The following is an 18,547-nucleotide window of genomic DNA, read 5'->3' on the forward strand; positions in this document are numbered from 1 at the left end:
GAGCGGGTCGTTCGTGTTGAAAAAAGATCGTTCTATTACTTGGTCAGCACGAAGCCCTTGAGCTTGGCGAAGGCGGCATCGACCAGTGCCTTCTGCTGTTCCTGGTGCAGGTGCGAGTAGCCGACGGCCGGCGAGGCCGAGGCCGCGCGGCCGGCGTAGCCGAGCTTCTGGCCTTCCTGCATGTTCTCGTGGATGTAGTGCTGCACGAAGAACCAGGCGCCCTGGTTCTGCGGTTCGTCCTGGCACCACACCACGTCGACGAGGTTCGGGTACTTCTTGATCTCGGCCGCGAAGGCCTTGTGCGGGAACGGATAGAGCTGCTCGACGCGGATGATCGCCACGTCCTCGTCGCCCTTCTCCTCGCGCTTCTTGGCCAGGTCGTAGTAGACCTTGCCCGAGCAGGCGATCAGACGCTTGACCTTTTCGGCCTTGAGTGGCTTGCTTTCCGGAATGATGGTCTGGAAGCTGCCCTTGGTGAACTCGGCCAGCGGCGAGGTCGCGTCCTTGTTGCGCAGCAGCGACTTGGGCGTGAGGATGATCAGCGGCTTGCGCAGGTTGCGCACCATCTGGCGACGCAGCACGTGGAAGATCTGGCTGGCCGTGGTCGGCTGCACCACCTGCATGTTGGTGTCGGCGCTCAGCTGCATGAAGCGCTCGAGGCGCGCCGAGCTGTGCTCGGGGCCCTGGCCTTCGTAGCCGTGCGGCAGCATCATCGTGAGGCCGTTGACGCGGCCCCACTTGACTTCGCCCGAGGCGATGAACTGGTCGATCACGACCTGCGCGCCGTTCACGAAGTCGCCGAACTGGGCTTCCCAGATCACCAGCGTGTTCGGATCGTTCGAGGCGTAGCCGTATTCGAACGCGAGCACCGCCTCTTCCGACAGGATCGAGTCGATCACGACGAACGGGGCCTGGTTGTCGGCCACGTTCGACAGCGGCGTGTAGGTGCCTTCGTCGAACTTCTCGCGGTTCTGGTCGTGCAGCACGGCGTGGCGGTGCGTGAACGTGCCGCGGCCCGAGTCCTCGCCCGACAGGCGCACCGGGTAGCCGCTGGCCACCAGCGAGGCGAAGGCCATGTGCTCGCCCATGCCCCAGTCGACGTTGACGTCGCCGCGGCCCATGGCGGCGCGGTCGTCGAGCACCTTCTTGACCAGCGGATGCACCGTGAAGCCTTGCGGCACGGTGGTGATCTTCTCGGCCAGGCGCTTCCACTCGGAGGTGGGGATCGCGGTGTCGCCGGCGTCGGTCCACTTCTTGTTGAGGTACGGGCTCCAGTCGACGGCGTACTTGCTCTTGAAGTTGGTCAGCACCGGGTCGACGGTGTTCTTGCCTTCGTCGAAGGCGGCGCGCTGCGCCTTGACCATGTCGTCGCCGAGCGTGTCGCCCAGGCCCTGCGCGGCCAGCTTGTCGGCGTACAGCTTGCGCGTGCCGGGATGCTGGGCGATCTTCTTGTACATCAGCGGCTGGGTCAGCGAGGGGGTGTCCTGCTCGTTGTGGCCCAGCTTGCGGAAGCAGATGATGTCCACGACCACGTCCTTCTGGAATTCCATGCGGAAGTCCAGCGCGATCTGGGTGGCCAGCACCACGGCCTCGGGATCGTCGCCGTTCACGTGCAGCACCGGCGCCTCGATCATCTTGACGATGTCCGAGCAGTACAGCGTCGAGCGGCTGTCGCGCGGGTCGCTGGTGGTGAAGCCGATCTGGTTGTTGATGACGATGTGCACCGTGCCGCCCGTGAAGTAGCCACGGGTCTCGGCCAGCGCCAGCGTTTCCATCACGACGCCCTGGCCCGCGAAGGCCGCGTCGCCGTGCACCAGCACAGGCAGCACCTGCTTGCCCTGCGGGTCGGCGCGGCGGTCCATGCGCGCGCGCACCGAGCCTTCGACCACGGGATTCACGATCTCGAGGTGCGAGGGGTTGAACGCGAGGCTCAGGTGGACCGGGCCGCCGGGGGTGGTCACGTCCGAGCTGAAGCCCTGGTGGTACTTGACGTCGCCGCTGGGCAGGTCTTCGGGCGCGGTGTGGTCGAACTCGGCGAACAGGTCGGCCGGCATCTTGCCGAGCGAGTTGACCAGCACGTTGAGGCGGCCGCGGTGGGCCATGCCGATCACGATTTCCTGCACGCCCTTGGCGCCGGCCTGGTTAATCAGCTCGTCCATCGAGACGATGAAGCTTTCGCCGCCTTCGAGCGAGAAGCGCTTCTGGCCGACGTACTTGGTGTGCAGGAAGCGCTCGAGGCCCTCGGCCGCGGTCAGGCGGTTGAGCACGTGCTTCTTCTGCTCGGCGCTGAGCTTGGGATTGGTGCGGGCGCTCTCGAGCCGCTGCTGCCACCAGCGCTTGTGGTTCTGGTCGGTGGTGTACATGTACTCGGCACCCATGGTGCCGCAGTACGTTTCGCGCAGTGCGTTGAGCAGGTCGCGCAAGGACATGGTGTCCTTGCCGAAGAAGGTGTTGCTGGTGTTGAACACCGTCTCGAGGTCGGCGTCGGTGAAGCCGTAGAACGAGGGCTCGAGTTCGGGAATGGCGGGACGCTCGGCGCGCTTGAGCGGATCGAGGTCGGCCCAGCGGGCGCCGACGTTGCGGTAGGCCGCGATCAGCTGCTGGACGGCGGTGCGCTTGCGGCCGAGTTCGGAGTCGGCGCCGCTGGCCTGCACGACCTTGGTCGTGCCCTGCTTCGCCAGTTCGGCAAAAGCGTTGATGACCGGCTGGTGCGGAACGTCGCGGGTGTTGGTGCCGTCGGCGGCGGGGACGTGCTGCAGCGCGTCGAAGTAGGTGCGCCAGTTGTCGGGCACGCTGCCGGGGTTGGCGAGGTAGTTTTCGTACATCTCCTCGACATAGGGCGCGTTGCCGCCGAAGAGATAGGTGTTGCCTTGGTAGGCGGCATACACCGATGGAGTCGATGAATCGCTCATATTGCGCTGACCTTCGCTTCCCTGTGGGAAGCACGAGCTGGTTTAAGAAACCTTCCGCGACACGGCTGAACCGATTGGCGGATGCGACTGTGGCTGGGGAAGGGCCTGAGTACCGGGCGATTGTGCCACGCCAACCATATGACGGTTGAAAGCGGATGCACAACCCCCCAGGCGGGGAACTCAGGCTGGCTTAAGTAACAGTTTGATCTGCTGCAGCGTGGCGGGGTCGTCGATGGTCGTCAGGTCGCCCGGATCGCGGCCCTCGCAGACCGCCTGGATGGCGCGGCGCAGCAATTTGCCGCTGCGGGTCTTGGGCAGCCCGCCCACGAAACGCACCCGCGCCGGCCGGGCCAGCGCGCCGAGCTGGTCGGCCACGGTCTTCATGATCTCGCCCTCGAGCTTCAGCGCCAGCGCCTCGTCGCTCGCGGCCCGCCCGTCCTTGGGCACCACGAAGGCCATCGCGACCTGGCCCTTGAGCGCGTCGGCCACGCCCACCACCGCGACCTCGGCCACGCCCGCGTGGCCCGAGATGCTTTCCTCGATCTCGCGCGTGCCGAGCCGGTGGCCGGCCACGTTGATCACGTCGTCGGTGCGCCCGAGGATGTAGAAATAGCCGTCCTCGTCGCGGATGCCCCAGTCGAAGGTCGAATAGACCATCTTGCCGGGCACGCTCTTCCAGTAGGTGTTGACGAAGCGCGCGTCGTCCCTCCACACGGTCTGCATGAAGCCCGGCGGCGTCGGCCCCTCGACCACGACCACGCCCTTCTCGTTCGGCGCGGTCAGTTCCTCGCCGGTCGACTCGTGCAGGATCTTCACCTTGTAGCCGTACATCGGCACGCCGGGGCTGCCGAACTTGCTGGGTTTCTTCTCCACGCCGTTGGCGATGGTGATGATCGGCCAGCCCGATTCGGTCTGCCAGTAGTTGTCGATGATCGGCACGCCCAGGCCCTCGGCGATCCAGCGGCCGGTGGGCTCGTCGAGCGGCTCGCCGGCCAGGAACAGCGCGCGCAGCGTGGAAAGATCGTATTTCTTGAGCAACGCAGGGTCCTGCTTCTTGAGCACGCGCACCGCGGTCGGCGCGCTGAACATCACCGTCACCTTGTACTTCTCGACGAGACGCCACCAGATGCCGCCGTCGGGCTGGCCGTCGAGCCCCTGCGTGGGCAGGCCCTCGTACATCACCGTCGCCATGCCGGCGATCAGCGGGCCGTAGACGATGTAGCTGTGGCCTACGACCCAGCCGATGTCGCTGGTGGAGAAGTAGGTCTCGCCGGGCCGGCCGTCGAAGATGTGCTTCATGCTCGCGGCCAGCGCCACCGCGTAGCCGCCCACGTCGCGCTGCACGCCCTTGGGCTTGCCGGTGGTGCCGCTGGTGTAGATGGTGTAGCTGATCTCGGTCGACTCGAGCCAGGCGCAGGGCACCTGCGCGTCGAGGTGCTTTTGCCGCAGCTCGCTCGCCAGGTGGTCGCGCCCCGCGACCAGCGCCATGGGGGCCAGGCCGCGGTCGGTCAGCAGCACCGCATCGGGCTTGTGGCTCGACAGGCGGATCGCCTCGTCGAGCAGCGGCTTGTACGCGATCACCTTGCCGCCGCGCGAACCGGCATCGGCGCTCACCACCACCTTGGGTTCGGCGTCCTCGATGCGCGTGGCCAGCGAGCCGCTCGCGAAACCGCCGAACACCACGCAGTGGATGGCGCCGATGCGCGCGCAGGCCAGCATCGCGAACGCGGCCTCGGGAATCATCGGCATGTAGATCAGCACGCGGTCGCCGCGGCCCACGCCCAGGTCGATCAGGCTGGCGGCGGTGCGCTGCACCTCGGCATGCAGCTCGCGGAAGCTGTAGCTCTTCTCGGTGCCGGTCTCGGTCGAGACGAAGATCAGCGCCGGCTGGTCGCCGCGCTCGGCCAGGTGGCGGTCGACGGCGTTGTGGCACAGGTTGGTGCTGCCGCCGACGAACCAGCGCGCGAACGGCGGCTGGCTCGCGTCGAGGATCTGCTGCGGCGGGCTCTGCCAGTCGATGAGCCGGGCCTGCTCGGCCCAGAAGGCCTCGGGCGCGTCGATCGACCGGCGGTGGAATTCTTCGTAGTTCGGCATGCTGTCTCCTGTCTCTCGTGCTTGTATTTCTGCGGGCGCGCGCCTCGGCCCGTCCTCGAAGATCATCGGCAGGCGCGCTTGCGCGGAACTGACGCAGGCCTGCCGCGCGCTCAGGAAACGTCGAGCCGGCGCTCGTTCGGCGGAATGAACGACTCGAAGAAGTACAGCGGCTGGCGCCCCGCCATGGCCGCGCTCTCGAGCAGCATGCCGCGCGTGCCGGGCGGCACCTCGAGCACGCCGCTCGCCTCGTCGCCGAAGACCACGAACGACACGCGCTGGCGCATTTCCGTCACCGGCATGTGGCCCTCGGTGCCGAGCAGTTGCTTGAGGTTGGCGCCGTCGAGGCTGGGCAGCGGCGCCGAGGCGATGCCGGGAAACGCCGCCGCGCTGAAGTAGAGCCGATTGAACACGTTGAACTCGTGGTTGACGCTGATGCGCCGCGAGATGCGCACCACGTCCTCGCCGCCGAGCCGCAGCCAGTCGGACCAGGGACCGCGCTCGGGCACCCGTGCGCGGGACAGCACCTTGGGGTAGAGCGGCAGGAAGCTGGCCGCGCCGCCCTCGTCGCCGAGGAAGCGCAGGTGCAGCGGCGCATCGATGGCACCGCGCCCCTCGGCCACATAGGTGCCGCTGCCATGGGTACGCACCACGATGCCGTCGTCGGCCAGCTCGCGCAGCGCGCGCTGCACCGTACCGAGGCTGTAGCGGGTGCGCCGCGCCAGTTCGCGTTCGGCCGGCAGCTGGCTGCCAGGACGCCAGTAGCCGCTGCGGATGGCGGTCACCAGGGTTTCGCGCAACTGCGCGTACTTGGCCAGGCCCGAGGCGCCCGGGTGCGTGTAGGCACCCAGGGGATCGTCGGAAGCTGGGCTGTCGAGTTCGTTCATGAGGTGATGGGACGCGATGCTACCCGCCTCCGAAGTTGACAAGTGCTATATAGCACCATAGCATTGAAGCTCTGAATGAACAGGGGCGCAAGCAAGACCGCCCCGTGGATCCAAAGCCCAGGAGACAAACCATGCGCAAGAGAAGCCTGCTCGCGGCCACCGTGGCCGCCGCCCTCGCCGGCCTGGCCGGCAGCCCGGCCTTCGCCGACACCCCGTGGCCGACCAAGCCGGTCCGCATCCTGTTCGGCTTCCCGGCCGCCAGCGCCACCGACGTGGTGGCGCGCGCCGTGGGGCAGAAGCTGTCGGAGAAATGGGGCCAGCCGGTGGTCATCGACAACAAGCCCGGCGCGGGCGGCAACCTCGGCAGCGAACTCGCCGCGCGCGCGCCGGCCGACGGCTACACGATCTTCTTCGGTACCGTCGCCAACGCGATCAGCACCACCCTCTACACCAAGCTCAACTACGACTACCTCAAGGACTTCCAGCCGCTGACGCTGGTCACCATCACGCCGCTGGTGCTGGTGGCCAACCCCTCGGTGCCGGCCAACAACGTCAAGGAGCTGGTCGAGTACGCGCGCGCCAATCCCGGCAAGCTCAACTTCGGCTCGGGCGGCGTGGGCACCTCGAACCACCTGGCCGGCGAGATGTTCAAGGCGGAAACCCGCACCGACCTGCTGCACGTGGCCTACAAGGGCACGCCCGCGGCCTACAACGACATGTTCAGCGGGCAGATCGGGCTGATGTTCGACAACATCGTCGCCGTCATGCCGCATGTGAAGTCGAACCGGCTCAAGCCGCTGGCGGTGACCAGCCTGAAGCGGGTCGACGCACTGCCCGAGGTGCCGACCGCCGCCGAATCCGGCCTGCCGGGCTTCGAGGCCGTGTCCTGGATCGGCGCCCTGGTGCCGGCGGGCACGCCCAAGCCGGTGGCCGACAAGATCTACAACGACATGGTCGCGGTGCTGCGCCTGCCCGAGCTGCAGAAGCAGCTGGCGGCCACCGGCGCGATCGTGGTCGGCAACACGCCCGAGCAGTTCGCGGCCTGGAACCGCAGCGAGATCGCGAAGTGGTCCAAGGCCATCAAGGAATCGGGCGCCAAGCTCGATTGACCGCCCTCCCCTCCATTCCCACCCACCCCAGGAAAGCAACGCAGTGACACAGAGCACCATCCAAGAACCCGCCCGCCAGACTCCCGTGCTGATGGAGGCCGACATCGTCATCGTCGGCGGCGGCACCACGGGCCCGGTCGCGGCCATCGCCGCCGCGCGGCGCGGCCGCAAGGTCGTGCTGATCGAGCGTTTCGGCTCGCTCGGCGGCATCCTCACGCTGGGCCTGAACACCAAGCCCTCGGGCTCGCTGATCGGCGGCATCCCGCTCGAGATCTGGAACCTCGCGCGCTCGGCCGGCGGCGCCGGCGAGGACTACATGGCCACCACCAAGACCGGCGGCGTGCGCATCGCCTCGCCGACCGATCCCGAGGTCATGAAGATGCTGCTCACGCGCCTGTGCGTGGAGGCCGGCGTGCAGATCCTGTTCGAGACCTTCGTCTCCGCGCCGCGGGTGGAGGACGGCACGGTCAAGGGCGTGTTCATCGAGAGCAAGGCCGGGCGCCAGTTCATCGCTGCCCAGGTGCTGATCGATTGCTCGGCCGATGCCGACATGGCGGCCAAGGCCGGCGCCCCATTCGTGATGGGTTCGGGCGAAGCCGAGGCCCGCATGCAGCCGGTGTCGATGTACTTCATCATGAAGAACGTCGACCTCGAGCGCCTGGCCGACTGGGCCCGCGACTGCGAGGACGTGCCCGCGCGCGCCATCCCGCGCGACCGTGAAGGGCTGGCCTACGGCCTGTGGCTGACCGGCTTCAACGGCATGCTGCGGCGCTTCCAGGACGAAACCGGCGTGAAGCTGCAGCGCGACAACATCACGCTGAAGACGGCCGACGGCCAGATGTACGTGAATGCCACGCGCGTGCTCGGCGTCGACGTGTTCTCGCCGGCGCAGTTCACGGGCGCGATCCTCGAGTGCTATCGCCAGATCGAGGGCGTGTGCCGTTTCCTGCGCGAGCGCGTGCCGGGCTTCGAGCAGGCGCGGCTCGGGCAGGTCTCGCCGATCCTGGGCGTGCGCGAAACGCGCCACATCGAGGGCGAATACACGCTGACCGGCCCCGACTCGCGCGGCGAGACCCGTTTCGAGGACAGCATCGCCGCCGACACTTCGGCGCTCGACATCCACGACCCCAAGGGCGGCGACGTCGATTTCCAGAGCATGCCGCCCTACGAGATCCCCTACCGCTGCCTGCTGCCGAAGCGGATCGAGCAGCTGCTGGTCGCGGGCCGCTGCATCTCGGCCAACCACGAGGCCCATGCGCGCTCGCGCAACATGCCGGCCTGCATGGCGACCGGCCAGGCCGCGGGCGTGGCCGCCGCGATCGCGGTGGAGACAGGAATGACGGTGCGCCAGGCACCGGTGGCGCAGATCCAGCAGGCCCTGCGCGAACTCGGCATGCCGCTGCTCGCGAGCGAGGTGCGGCAGGACTGACGCCCGGCGCGCTCAGCGCACCAGCGCGAGCAGCTCCGGAAAGGCCGGGTGCTCGGCCGTGCGCAGCCATTCGAAGCCGACCATCTCCGTCGTCACCAGTTCGGCGCCCGCGCCGGCCAGGCGGTCGAAGGCGGCGTCGCGGTTGCGCTCGGTGCGCGAACCGCAGGCATCGGTGACGACCCAGACCTCGAACTCGTCCTCCAGCAGGTCGAGCGCGGTCTGCAGCAGGCAGACATGGGCTTCGCAGCCGGCGATGACGATGGTGTTGCGCTCCTCGGCGGCCGCGGCCGGCTTCTGCAGGTGCTTGGGCAGGCTGCGCGCATTGCCCTGCGGCGCCTTCGCCGGCACGCGCAGCCATTCGCCCAGCCCCTCCTCGACGCCGCTGAAGTGCATCTTCGGCAGCGTGCGGCGGCACAGCGCGCGGATGTCGGGCAGGTTCTCGCCGAGCTTGGACGGGTTGTGCTCGGTGCCGAAGACGGGCACATCGAACAGCCGGGCCATCTTGCCGAGGCGGACCGCGTTCTGCGCGACCGCCTCCGACTCGAAGATCGCCGGCATCAGTCGCGCCTGATAGTCGACCAGCACGAGTTGGGATTGGGATGCGTCGAGCAGCATGGGCGAGGTTCTTTCTTCTGAGGGTTGCGAGGACGCCGTGCGTCCTGGACCCTGGAAACTAACACCGAAAACGTCGGCTCAGGCCACCGCCGGCCGCACGCGGGCCACGAGCTGCCCGATGTAGGCCTCGAACAGCGCATCGGCCGACTGCCCGAACATGCGGATGCGCCCGGTGTGCCGCATCAGCAGCAGGCCCACGCCGTGCGCGAACAGGGCGGTGTTCTCGCGCAGCGCCTCGGCGGCATCGAGGCCCATGGCGCGCAGCGCTTCCTCGCAGGGGTCGAGCGCCTCCTTCAGCCGGTCGTTGAGCGCATGGTCGAGCTCGCTGGTCAGGCCGCGCGGCCGCATGCCGTGCACCAGGTAGAAGCCGAGGTCGAGCTCGCGCGGATGGGCCGCGTAGAAGCCGAACCAGGCCCGCGCCTTGGACGCCAATGTCAGCGCGGGCCGCTCCGCGAAGGCCTCGGCCTCCCCCACCGCGGTGCGCAGGCGCAGCAGCGATTCGTCGAGCAGCGCGGCGTAGATCGCCTCCTTGCTCTCGAAGTACGAATAGATGGCACCGGGCGTGTAGCCGGCGCGGCGCGCGATCTCGCGGATGCTCGCGCCCTCGATGCCGGCCTCGGAGAACACGGCCCGCGCCGCGTCGAGCACCAGCGCGCGGCGCGCATCGCTCAGGGTCTGTCGTCGTTGGAGCTTGGCCTGCATGGGCTGGACTGTAGCCCTTCTTTTAAGCGTTGCTCATTTTTCTTAACGGTTGATCAATTTTTTGAACAATGTTTAAATTTAGCGGGAGCCGGCCCGATCCGGCCCGCACGACAACCACCGGAGACACCCACGATGAACGCCCCGCTCCCCTCGGCCGCGCTGATGTCCGGCGCCGACTACCGCGAATCGCTGCGCCGCTACAAGCCCGTCGTCTACGTCGATGGCCGGCGCGTCGAGAGCGTGGCCGACGAGCCCGCGTTCCGCCCCGGCATCAACGCCATCGCGCTGACCTACGACCATGCGCTGAAGGCGCAGTACGAACCGCTGATGACCGCGGTGCAGCACACCAGCGGCAAGCGCGCGAACCGGCTTTCGCACCTCAACACCAGCGCCGGCGACCTGCTCAACAAGCTCGAGGCGGTGCGGCTGGTGTGCCAGGAAACCGGCTGCGCGCAGCGCTACCTCACGCACGACGCGCTCAACGCGATCGCCCAGGTGTCGGCGCGCATCGACGACGCGCGCGGCGGCGGCGAGCACACGGCACGCTTCCTCGAGTACCTGCACCGCGTCCAGGACCAGGACCTGACCCTGGGCGTGGCCATGACCGACGCCAAGGGCGACCGCAGCCGCCGGCCGCACGAGCAGGCCAACGTCGACAGCTACGTGCACGTGGTGGAACGCAACGCGCGCGGCATCGTGATCTCGGGCACCAAGGCCATCGTGACCGGCGCGCCCTACGTGCACGAGCTGCTGGTCATGCCCTGCCGCAACATGGGCCGCGAGGACGCCGACTTCGCCGTCTGCTGCGCGGTGCCGCTCGACGCGCCGGGCCTGACGATCGTGGCGCGACCGGCCGGCCGGCCCGGCGAGAAGCTCGAGCATGGCGACGCCCTGTTCAGCCGCAAGTACGGCCAGAGCACCGGCGTGTGCATCTTCGACCGCGTGCTGGTGCCGTGGGAGCGCGTGTTCTACGACGGCTCCGACGGCAGCTGGGAACACTCGGGCCACCTCACCTACAGCTACGCCACCCACCACCGCCACAGCTGCATCGGCGCGCGCGCGGGCTTCGGCGACCTGCTGATCGGCGCCGGCGCGCTGATGTGCGAGGCCAACGGCTTCGACCCGGGCAAGGAGAGCCACCTGCGCGAGCAGATGGTCGAGCTCATCAGCATCACCGAGGGCTTCTTCGCCTGCGGCGTGGCGGCCAGCGTCTACGGCAAGGCCGACGAGCACTGCCCGGTCTTCATGCCCGACCCGGTGTTCAGCAACATCGGCAAGCTGCTGCTCGCGACCAAGGTCTACGACATGCACCGCATCGCCCACACCGTGAGCGGCGGCCTGATCGTCACCCTGCCCGGCCCCGACGAGGACCACAACCCCGAGACCGCGGCGCGGCTGTCGGACGTGCTGCGCGCCAATCCGGCCGTGCCCTACGAACAGCGCATCGAGGCGGCCCGCTTCATCGAGGACCTGACGGCCGGCTACCAGGGCGGCTGGTACAGCGTGATCAGCCTGCACGGCGGCGGTTCGCCCGCCGCGATGAAGCAGGAGATCTGGCGCCACTACCCGGTGGGCTCGAAGGTGGAGCTGGTCGAGCGGCTGCTCGAGCGCGGCATCGCCGCCGACGGCTCGCCTGCGGCCGCGCCGCACGATCCGCAGCGCGCGATCACGCGCAACCGCCAGCCCGGCAAGTGCTGCGACACGGGCTGTACCACGCCCGGGCAGCCGGTGATGGTCGAACTGCCCAAGCCTCACCGCGCCCAGGCCTAGACTCGGCGGGATGAAAGTCCTGACGAAGCGGCTCTGCCTCGCGGCTCTCGGCATCGGTGCCGTGCTGCTGGTGGCCGGCTGCGGCGGCGTGCGCAAGAGCACGGTGCCGCTGGCGACCGTGCTCGAAACCCAGCGCTGCACGCGCCAGGCCGACACCCTGCTCGTGATGCTGCCGGGCGCCTATTCGACGCCCGACGAGTTCGAGCGCGAAGGCTTCGTCGAGGCGGTGCGCGAGAACCGGCTCGCGGTCGACACGATGCTGGTCGACGCGCACCTCGGCTACTACAACGACAGGACCGTGCTGCAGCGGCTGGATGCCGACGTGATCGCCCCCGCGCGGCGCCAGGGCTACCGCCAGATCTGGATCGTCGGCATCTCGCTCGGCGGCTTCGGCGGCCTGCTCTACGCGCAGACGCATCCGGGCGAACTGGCCGGCGTGGTGGCGATCGCGCCCTACCTGGGCGAACGCACGCTGAGCACCGACATCGCCAACGCGGGCGGACTCGCGAAGTGGAACGGGCCGCTCGACAGCGGCGCCGCCACCCCGCGCACGCCGAACGAAACCCAGCTCTGGCAATGGCTGCGCGGCTACGCGGGCTACACGCAGACGGCGGGCGCGCGGCCGCCGCTCTACCTGGGCTACGGCCTCGACGACCGCTTCGCCTTCAGTCACCGGCTGCTGGCCGGTGCGCTGCCGGCCGAACGCGTCTTCACCACCGAGGGCGGCCACGACTGGCCCGAATGGCGGCGCCTGTGGCAGCGGATGCTGCCGACGCTGTCGCTGCCCGGCTGCCCCGGCTGACGCTCAGTTCGGCCGCAGCCGCAGCAGCTTGCCGTTCGACTCGTCGGTCAGCACGTAGAGCAGCCCGTCGGGCCCCTGCTTCACGTCGCGGATGCGCGCGCGCCCGTCCTCGAGCAGCTTGTGCTCGGCCACCACCTTGCCGTCCTTGAGCTCGATGCGGTCGAGGTAGCCGAACTTCAGCGAGCCGACGAAGAGGTTGCCCTTCCATGCGGCGCCATAGCGGTCACTGGTCAGGAAGGCCATGCCCGAGGTCGCGATCGAGGGCACCCAATAGTGCAGCGGCTGCTCCATGCCTTCCTTGGCCGTGATGCCGTCGCCGATCTTGCCGCCGCCGTAGTTCTCGCCGTAGGTGATCACGGGCCAGCCGTAGTTGCGGCCGGCCTGCGCGATGTTGATCTCGTCGCCGCCCTGCGGGCCGTGCTCGGTCATCCACAGGCGGCCGTCGGGACCGAGCGTGGCGCCCTGCCCGTTGCGGTGGCCGTAGCTCCAGATCTCGGGCAGCGGGCCCGGCCGGCCGGCGTAGGGGTTGTCGTCGGGCACGCTGCCGTCCTTGCGGATGCGCACGATCTTGCCGAGGTGGTTGTCGAGCCGCTGCGCATCTTCCTTGCGGCTGAAGCGGTCGCCCAGCGTGAGGTAGAGCGTGCCGTCGCCGCGGTCGACGATGCGGCAGCCGAAGTGCGCGCGGCTCGCGACCTTGGGCTTCTGGCTGAAGATGATCTGCAGGTTCTCGAGCCGGGTGTCGTCGGATGACAGCCGCGCCCGCGCGAGCGCGGTGCTGTTGGCGCTGCCGCCGGCATCGGGCTCCGAGAAGCAGAAGTACAGCGTGCGGTTGCTGCGGAAGTCCGCGTCGACGAGCACGTCGAGCAGGCCGCCCTGCCCGCCGGCCGCGATGGCCGGCAGGCCGGCCAGCGGCGCGCCCAGCTTGCCGTCCTTGGCCACGATGCGGATGCGCCCGGGCTTCTCGGTGACCACGAAACGGTCGCCCGGCAGGAAGCCCACGCCCCAGGGACTTTCGAGCCCCGAAGCCACGGTCTCAGATCGACCCTGTGCCATGGCGGCCGCGCCAAAGATCAAACCCGACATGACGAAAACACGGCCGAGGACGCGGCGAGAGGGCCTGGAGAGCGATTTCATGTGTTTTCCCCGCAAAACGAATGATCTTGGCGGTTTTTCAAACCCACATGAAGACAGTTGTCGACTTCGAAGGGTCTTGGAGGTCGAACTGTTTATCCGGCATCACGGGTCGACCGTTACATTTTAGTTGTCCGATGATTCAAAAATTTCAAATAAATCAACGGGTTGGCGGCACAATCTCTAATTCAGATCAAATTGACAGTGCCAGCCGTCATCAATATCCTACGCGCCATGCGTTTTTTCGTCCTACCCGCGTCCCTCCTGATTGCCGTCGCTGCCCATGCAGCTCCCCAACCATCGGACCGGACCGACGAAGTCGGCCAACTCCTGGCCGAAAAAGGCCTGGTGGGGCAACTGAGGCAAGTCCGCCAGACCGTCACCGAGCGCACCTCCGATCTCGTGATGACCGCCATCGGTTTCCTCGGTGTTCCGTACCGCCGCGGCGGTAATTCGGAAGACACCGGCTTCGATTGCAGCGGCTTCGTGCGCGCCATGTACAACCAGACGGTCGGCCACATGCTGCCGCGCCGCGCGGAAGAACAGGCCGCCGCCACCGAGAAGATCGACCGCAGCGAACTCAAGCCCGGCGACCTCGTGTTCTTCAACACCATGCGCCGCGCCTTCAGCCATGTCGGCATCTACGTCGGCGAGGGCAAGTTCATCCACTCGCCGCGCTCGGGCGCCCAGGTGCGCGTGGAAGACATGAACGGCAGCTACTGGAGCCGCCGCTTCGACGGCGCCCGCCGCGTGCTCGGCGGCGGATCGAACGACGAGATCCGCGCCGCCGCGGCGTCGGCCCGCACCGGCGACTGAATCCCCCTCCTTCGGCCCACTTCGCACTGGGGCCGGGACGAAAAAAATCCCGCAGCCGCGGGATTTTTTTGTTTTGGGCGAAGGCCGCGAGGCGGCCCCCGACCCCTCAGCGCTTTTGCGGCGGCAGGTCGGTGCAGGTGCCGTGCGCCACTTCCGCCGCCATGCCGATGCTCTCGCCCAGCGTGGGATGCGGATGGATGGTCTTGCCGATGTCGATCTCGTCGGCGCCCATCTCGATGGCCAGCGCGATCTCGCCGATCATGTCGCCGGCATGGGTGCCGACGATGCCGCCGCCGAGGATGCGGTGCGTCTCGGCGTCGAACAGCAGCTTGGTGAAGCCCTCGTCGCGGCCGTTGGCGATCGCGCGGCCCGAGGCGGTCCACGGGAAGTGGCCCTTCTTGACCTTGATGCCTTCGGCCTTGGCCTGGTCCTCGGTCAGGCCCACCCACGCCACCTCGGGGTCGGTGTAGGCCACGCTCGGGATCACGCGGGCATTGAAGGCCGCGCTCGCCAGTTCCTTGTCGCCCTTGAGCTCGCCCGCGATCACCTCGGCCGCCACGTGCGCCTCGTGCACCGCCTTGTGGGCCAGCATCGGCTGGCCGACGATGTCGCCGATGGCGAAGATGTGCGGCACGTTGGTGCGCATCTGGATGTCGACGGGGATGAAGCCGCGTTCGCCGACGGCCACGCCGGCCTTCTCGGCGCCGATCTTCTTGCCGTTGGGGCTGCGGCCCACGGCCTGCAGCACCAGGTCGTAGACCTGCGGTTCCTTGGGCGCGTTCTCGCCCTCGAAGGTGACCTTGATGCCCTCCTTCGTGGCCTCGGCGCCGACCGTCTTGGTCTTGAGCATGAGGTTGTCGAAGCGCGGCGCGTTCATCTTCTGCCAGACCTTCACCAGGTCGCGGTCGGCGCCCTGCATCAGGCCGTCGAGCATCTCGACCACGTCGAGGCGCGCGCCGAGCGTGGAATACACCGTGCCCATCTCGAGGCCGATGATGCCGCCGCCCAGGATCAGCATGCGCTTGGGATCGGTGCCGAGCTCGAGCGCGCCGGTGGAGTCGACCACGCGCGGGTCCTTCGGCATGAAGGGCAGGCTCACGGCCTGCGAGCCGGCGGCGATGATGGCGCTGCGGAACTTCACGGTCTGCTTGCTGCCGGTGGTGTCCCAGCCCGTGCCCGAGGTCTCCTCGACCTCGATGTGATGCGGGTCGACGAAGTTGCCCACGCCGCGCAGCACCGTGACCTTGCGCATCTTGGCCATGGCGGTGAGGCCGCTCGTGAGCTTGCCCACCACCTTGTTCTTGTGGCCCAGCAGCTTGGCGCGGTCGACCGTGGGCGCGGCGAAGCTCACGCCGAGGTCGGCGAAGTGCTTGACCTCGTCCATCACCGAGGCCACGTGCAGCAGCGCCTTCGAGGGGATGCAGCCGACGTTGAGGCAGACGCCGCCGAGGGTGGCGTAGCGCTCGATCAGCACGACCTTCAGGCCAAGGTCGGCGGCGCGGAAGGCGGCCGAGTAGCCGCCGGGGCCGGCGCCGAGCACGATGACGTCGCACTCGACGTCGACCTTGCCGCCGTAGTTCGAGGCCGCGGGTGCCGCGACCGGGGCCGGTGCGGGCGCCGCAGCCTTGGGCGCGGGCGCCGCGGCGGCGGGCGCCGGGGCCGCTGCGGCCGGCGCGGGCGCGGGCGCGGCGGCGGCATCCGCCTCCAGCGTCAACACCACCGAGCCTTCCTTGACCTTGTCGCCCACCTTCACCGCCAGCGACTTCACCACGCCGGCCGCGGACGACGGAATCTCCATCGAGGCCTTGTCCGATTCGACCGTGATCAGCGATTGCTCGGCCTTCACCGTGTCGCCCACCTTCACCAGCACCTCGATCACCGCCACTTCGTCGAAGTCGCCGATGTCGGGCACCTTGATTTGTTGTTCGCTCATTTGGACACTTTCAGTTTGAGTGTGAGAGAGTCGACCGGTCCGGCCGAATTGCGATCGAATTCGCAGGCGGCGGCGATCCCCGCCTCCGCCACGTCGCGCGCCGAGCGCGACTTCTGGTCGTACGCCGCGTGCATGGCGCCGAGCGCGAAGCTGCGTCCCGAGCCGATGCTCCAGAACTGCTTGAACTCGAACACCTCGCGGTAGCTGTAGATGCCGTAGATCCCGCTCGCGTTGGCCAGCAGCATCGTGAACTGGCTCGACTCGTAGGGCTCGTGGTCGTCTTCCTTGGTCTCCATGAAGAACGAGCTCTTGAGCACCGGATGCAGCATCGTGAAGGTGCGGAACACCTCGTGCTTGCTGCCGAACAGCAGCGACTCGCGCGGCTGCGCGGCCAGCGCATGCTGCAGCACCAGGAAGTGCGCCGCGGCGCCGGCCATCGCGAACAGGCTGTGGCCGGCGGCGTCCTCGATCGAGAAGATCTTCTGGTTCGCCTCCTGCCGGTGCGTGAGCCGCGTGTCCCCGAAGGTCACGAGCGCGTCGGCCGCCATGGCGACCTGGCCGTTCTTGCGGACGGCCACGACCGTGGTCATGGGGCCTCGCGCCGGTTCGCCAGGGGCGCAGCGGCCGCCGAAGCAGCCTCGGCACTCATAGCAGCACGCGGCGGAAGTCGGCGAGCACCTGGCCCAGGTAGGCGTTGAAACGCGCCGCCGAGGCACCGTCGATCACGCGGTGGTCATAGGACAGCGACAGCGGCAGCGTCAGGCGCGGCACGAACTGCTTGCCGTCCCACACCGGCTTCATCGCGCTCTTCGAGAGGCCGAGGATGGCCACTTCGGGCGCGTTGATGATCGGCGTGAAGTGCGTCCCGCCGATGCCGCCGAGCGAGCTGATCGAGAAGCAGCCGCCCTGCATGTCGGCCGCGCCGAGCTTGCCGTCGCGCGCCTTCTTGGCGAGCTCGCCCATCTCCTGGCTGATCTGCAGGATGCCCTTCTTGTCGGCATCGCGCAGCACCGGCACCACGAGGCCGTTGGGCGTGTCGGCCGCGAAGCCGATGTGGAAGTACTGCTTGTAGACCAGCGTGTCGCCGTCGAGGCTGGTGTTGAACTCGGGGAACTTCTTGAGCGCCGAGACCACCGCCTTGATCACGAAAGCCAGCATCGTGACCTTCACGCCCGACTTCTCGTTCTCCTTGTTGGTGGCGACGCGGAAGGCTTCGAGCTCGGTGATGTCGGCATCGTCGTTGTTCGTGACGTGCGGGATCATCACCCAGTTGCGGTGCAGGTTCGCGCCGCTGATCTTCTTGATGCGCGACAGGTCCTTGCGCTCGACCGTACCGAACTTCGTGAAGTCGACCTTCGGCCAGGGCAGCAGGCCCAGCGCGGCGCCGTCGGCACCGCCACCGGCCGCGGGCTTGGCCGCGGCCGAAGCCTTGGTGGTGGCCTGGCCGCTCATCACGGCCTTGGTGAAGCCCTGGACGTCTTCCTGCGTGATGCGGCCCTTGGGACCGGAACCCTTGACCTCCTCGAGCGGCACGCCGAGTTCGCGCGCGAACTTGCGCACCGAGGGCGAGGCGTGCGGCAGGCCGGCCGACGGGCTCCTGGTGGGATCGTGCGGCGCGGCGGCGGCCGGCGCGGGAGCAGCCGGAGCCGGTGCGGGCGCGGAGGCCGAAGCCGTGGCGGGCGCAGCAGCGGCCGCAGCCGCGGGAGCCGGCGCCGGTGCGGGCGCGGCGCCCGCAGCGGGGGCGGCGCCTTCGATCACCGCGATCAGGTCGCCGATGTTGACGACGTCGCCGACCTTGACCTTGAGTTCCTTGAGCGTGCCGGCGGCCGACGACGGGATCTCCATCGAGGCCTTGTCCGATTCGACCGTGATCAGCGACTGCTCGACCTTGATGGTGTCGCCAGGCTTGACCAGCACCTCGATGACCGCGACGTCCTTGAAGTCGCCGATGTCGGGCACCTTCACGTCGACCGGGCCGGCGGCGGCGGTCGGTGCAGCCGCCGCAGCGGGTGCGGGTGCCGCAGCGGCCGGTGCCGGCGCGCTGGCCGCGGGTGCCGGAGCACTGGCCGCGGGCGCTGGCGCGGCGGCCTGGCCGGCCCCTTCGGCCTCGAGCACCAGCACCACCGAACCTTCCTTCACCTTGCTGCCGATCTCGACCTTGAGTTCCTTGACCACGCCGGCGGACGACGACGGAATCTCCATCGAGGCCTTGTCCGACTCCACGGTGATGAGCGACTGCTCGGGCTTGACCGTGTCGCCCACTTTCACCAGCACCTCGATCACAGCGACTTCATCGAAATCGCCGATGTCGGGTACCTTGACTTCCACTGCTGCCATATCGTTTGTCTCC

At 68.3% G+C, this 18,547-nt stretch carries 14 protein-coding genes; 5 read left to right on the forward strand and 9 right to left on the reverse strand.

Features of this window, described 5'->3' with window-relative positions:
* Nucleotides 1-35: 35 nt before the first annotated feature.
* The 3 genes from ACEN9J_RS08440 to ACEN9J_RS08450 form a co-directional block, all read right to left on the reverse strand.
* Entirely contained in the window at nucleotides 36-2,912 is a 2,877-nt protein-coding gene (locus ACEN9J_RS08440) for a 2-oxoglutarate dehydrogenase E1 component (RefSeq protein ID WP_057597272.1), read from the reverse strand.
* A 180-nt stretch (nucleotides 2,913-3,092) separates the two neighbouring features.
* Nucleotides 3,093-5,072: a propionate--CoA ligase gene (locus ACEN9J_RS08445; RefSeq protein WP_413763804.1), complete on the reverse strand. Its 1,980-nt coding sequence runs from the start codon at nucleotides 5,070-5,072 to the stop codon at nucleotides 3,093-3,095.
* 44 nt (nucleotides 5,073-5,116) lie between these two features.
* Nucleotides 5,117-5,890 carry a GntR family transcriptional regulator gene (locus ACEN9J_RS08450; RefSeq protein ID WP_057597274.1) on the reverse strand — a complete coding sequence of 258 codons (774 nt, stop codon included), beginning with the start codon at nucleotides 5,888-5,890 and terminating at the stop codon, nucleotides 5,117-5,119.
* 131 nt (nucleotides 5,891-6,021) lie between these two features.
* On the opposite strand from ACEN9J_RS08450, the gene ACEN9J_RS08455 reads away from it, so the two are divergent.
* Nucleotides 6,022-6,999, forward strand: coding sequence for a Bug family tripartite tricarboxylate transporter substrate binding protein (locus tag ACEN9J_RS08455; RefSeq protein WP_261210926.1), 978 nt, complete (start codon nucleotides 6,022-6,024; stop codon nucleotides 6,997-6,999).
* Nucleotides 7,000-7,042: 43 nt separating this feature from the next.
* Entirely contained in the window at nucleotides 7,043-8,428 is a 1,386-nt protein-coding gene (locus tag ACEN9J_RS08460; protein ID WP_216087358.1) for an FAD-dependent oxidoreductase, read from the forward strand.
* Between the two features lie 12 nt (nucleotides 8,429-8,440).
* Here the strand turns inward: ACEN9J_RS08460 and ACEN9J_RS08465 are convergent, their stop codons facing one another.
* Complete coding sequence (locus tag ACEN9J_RS08465; protein ID WP_093342637.1) at nucleotides 8,441-9,043, reverse strand: isochorismatase family protein; 603 nt, start codon at nucleotides 9,041-9,043, stop codon at nucleotides 8,441-8,443.
* A 78-nt stretch (nucleotides 9,044-9,121) separates the two neighbouring features.
* Nucleotides 9,122-9,745: a TetR/AcrR family transcriptional regulator gene (locus ACEN9J_RS08470; protein WP_261210927.1), complete on the reverse strand. Its 624-nt coding sequence runs from the start codon at nucleotides 9,743-9,745 to the stop codon at nucleotides 9,122-9,124.
* Nucleotides 9,746-9,877: 132 nt separating this feature from the next.
* Between ACEN9J_RS08470 and ACEN9J_RS08475 the strand changes: the two genes are divergently transcribed.
* Both ACEN9J_RS08475 and ACEN9J_RS08480 read left to right on the forward strand, forming a co-directional pair.
* Nucleotides 9,878-11,515 carry a 4-hydroxyphenylacetate 3-hydroxylase family protein gene (locus ACEN9J_RS08475; protein ID WP_413763805.1) on the forward strand — a complete coding sequence of 546 codons (1,638 nt, stop codon included), beginning with the start codon at nucleotides 9,878-9,880 and terminating at the stop codon, nucleotides 11,513-11,515.
* Between the two features lie 10 nt (nucleotides 11,516-11,525).
* Entirely contained in the window at nucleotides 11,526-12,317 is a 792-nt protein-coding gene (locus ACEN9J_RS08480; protein WP_413763806.1) for an alpha/beta fold hydrolase, read from the forward strand.
* A gap of 3 nt (nucleotides 12,318-12,320) precedes the next feature.
* Here ACEN9J_RS08480 and ACEN9J_RS08485 read toward each other — a convergent pair whose 3' ends face one another.
* Nucleotides 12,321-13,400, reverse strand: a complete 1,080-nt coding sequence (locus ACEN9J_RS08485; protein WP_413763807.1) for a PQQ-dependent sugar dehydrogenase — start codon at nucleotides 13,398-13,400, stop codon at nucleotides 12,321-12,323.
* A 282-nt stretch (nucleotides 13,401-13,682) separates the two neighbouring features.
* Between ACEN9J_RS08485 and ACEN9J_RS08490 the strand changes: the two genes are divergently transcribed.
* Nucleotides 13,683-14,264, forward strand: coding sequence for a C40 family peptidase (locus ACEN9J_RS08490; protein ID WP_057597282.1), 582 nt, complete (start codon nucleotides 13,683-13,685; stop codon nucleotides 14,262-14,264).
* A 106-nt stretch (nucleotides 14,265-14,370) separates the two neighbouring features.
* Here the strand turns inward: ACEN9J_RS08490 and lpdA are convergent, their stop codons facing one another.
* The 3 genes from lpdA to aceF are packed head-to-tail and all read right to left on the reverse strand — an operon-like array spanning nucleotide 14,371 to nucleotide 18,534.
* Nucleotides 14,371-16,197: a dihydrolipoyl dehydrogenase gene (gene lpdA / locus ACEN9J_RS08495; RefSeq protein WP_413763808.1), complete on the reverse strand. Its 1,827-nt coding sequence runs from the start codon at nucleotides 16,195-16,197 to the stop codon at nucleotides 14,371-14,373.
* Nucleotides 16,194-16,787 carry an MFS transporter gene (locus ACEN9J_RS08500; protein ID WP_296738649.1) on the reverse strand — a complete coding sequence of 198 codons (594 nt, stop codon included), beginning with the start codon at nucleotides 16,785-16,787 and terminating at the stop codon, nucleotides 16,194-16,196. Before ACEN9J_RS08500 ends, lpdA begins: the two co-directional genes overlap by 4 nt.
* 55 nt (nucleotides 16,788-16,842) lie before the next feature.
* A complete protein-coding gene (gene aceF / locus ACEN9J_RS08505) occupies nucleotides 16,843-18,534 on the reverse strand; it encodes a dihydrolipoyllysine-residue acetyltransferase (protein ID WP_413763809.1) in 1,692 nt (563 codons plus the stop codon).
* Between the last annotated feature and the right edge of the window lie 13 nt (nucleotides 18,535-18,547).

This window comes from Variovorax sp. Varisp41 (genome assembly GCF_047325085.1).
In the GTDB taxonomy this organism is placed as follows: Bacteria; Pseudomonadota; Gammaproteobacteria; order Burkholderiales; family Burkholderiaceae_C; genus Variovorax.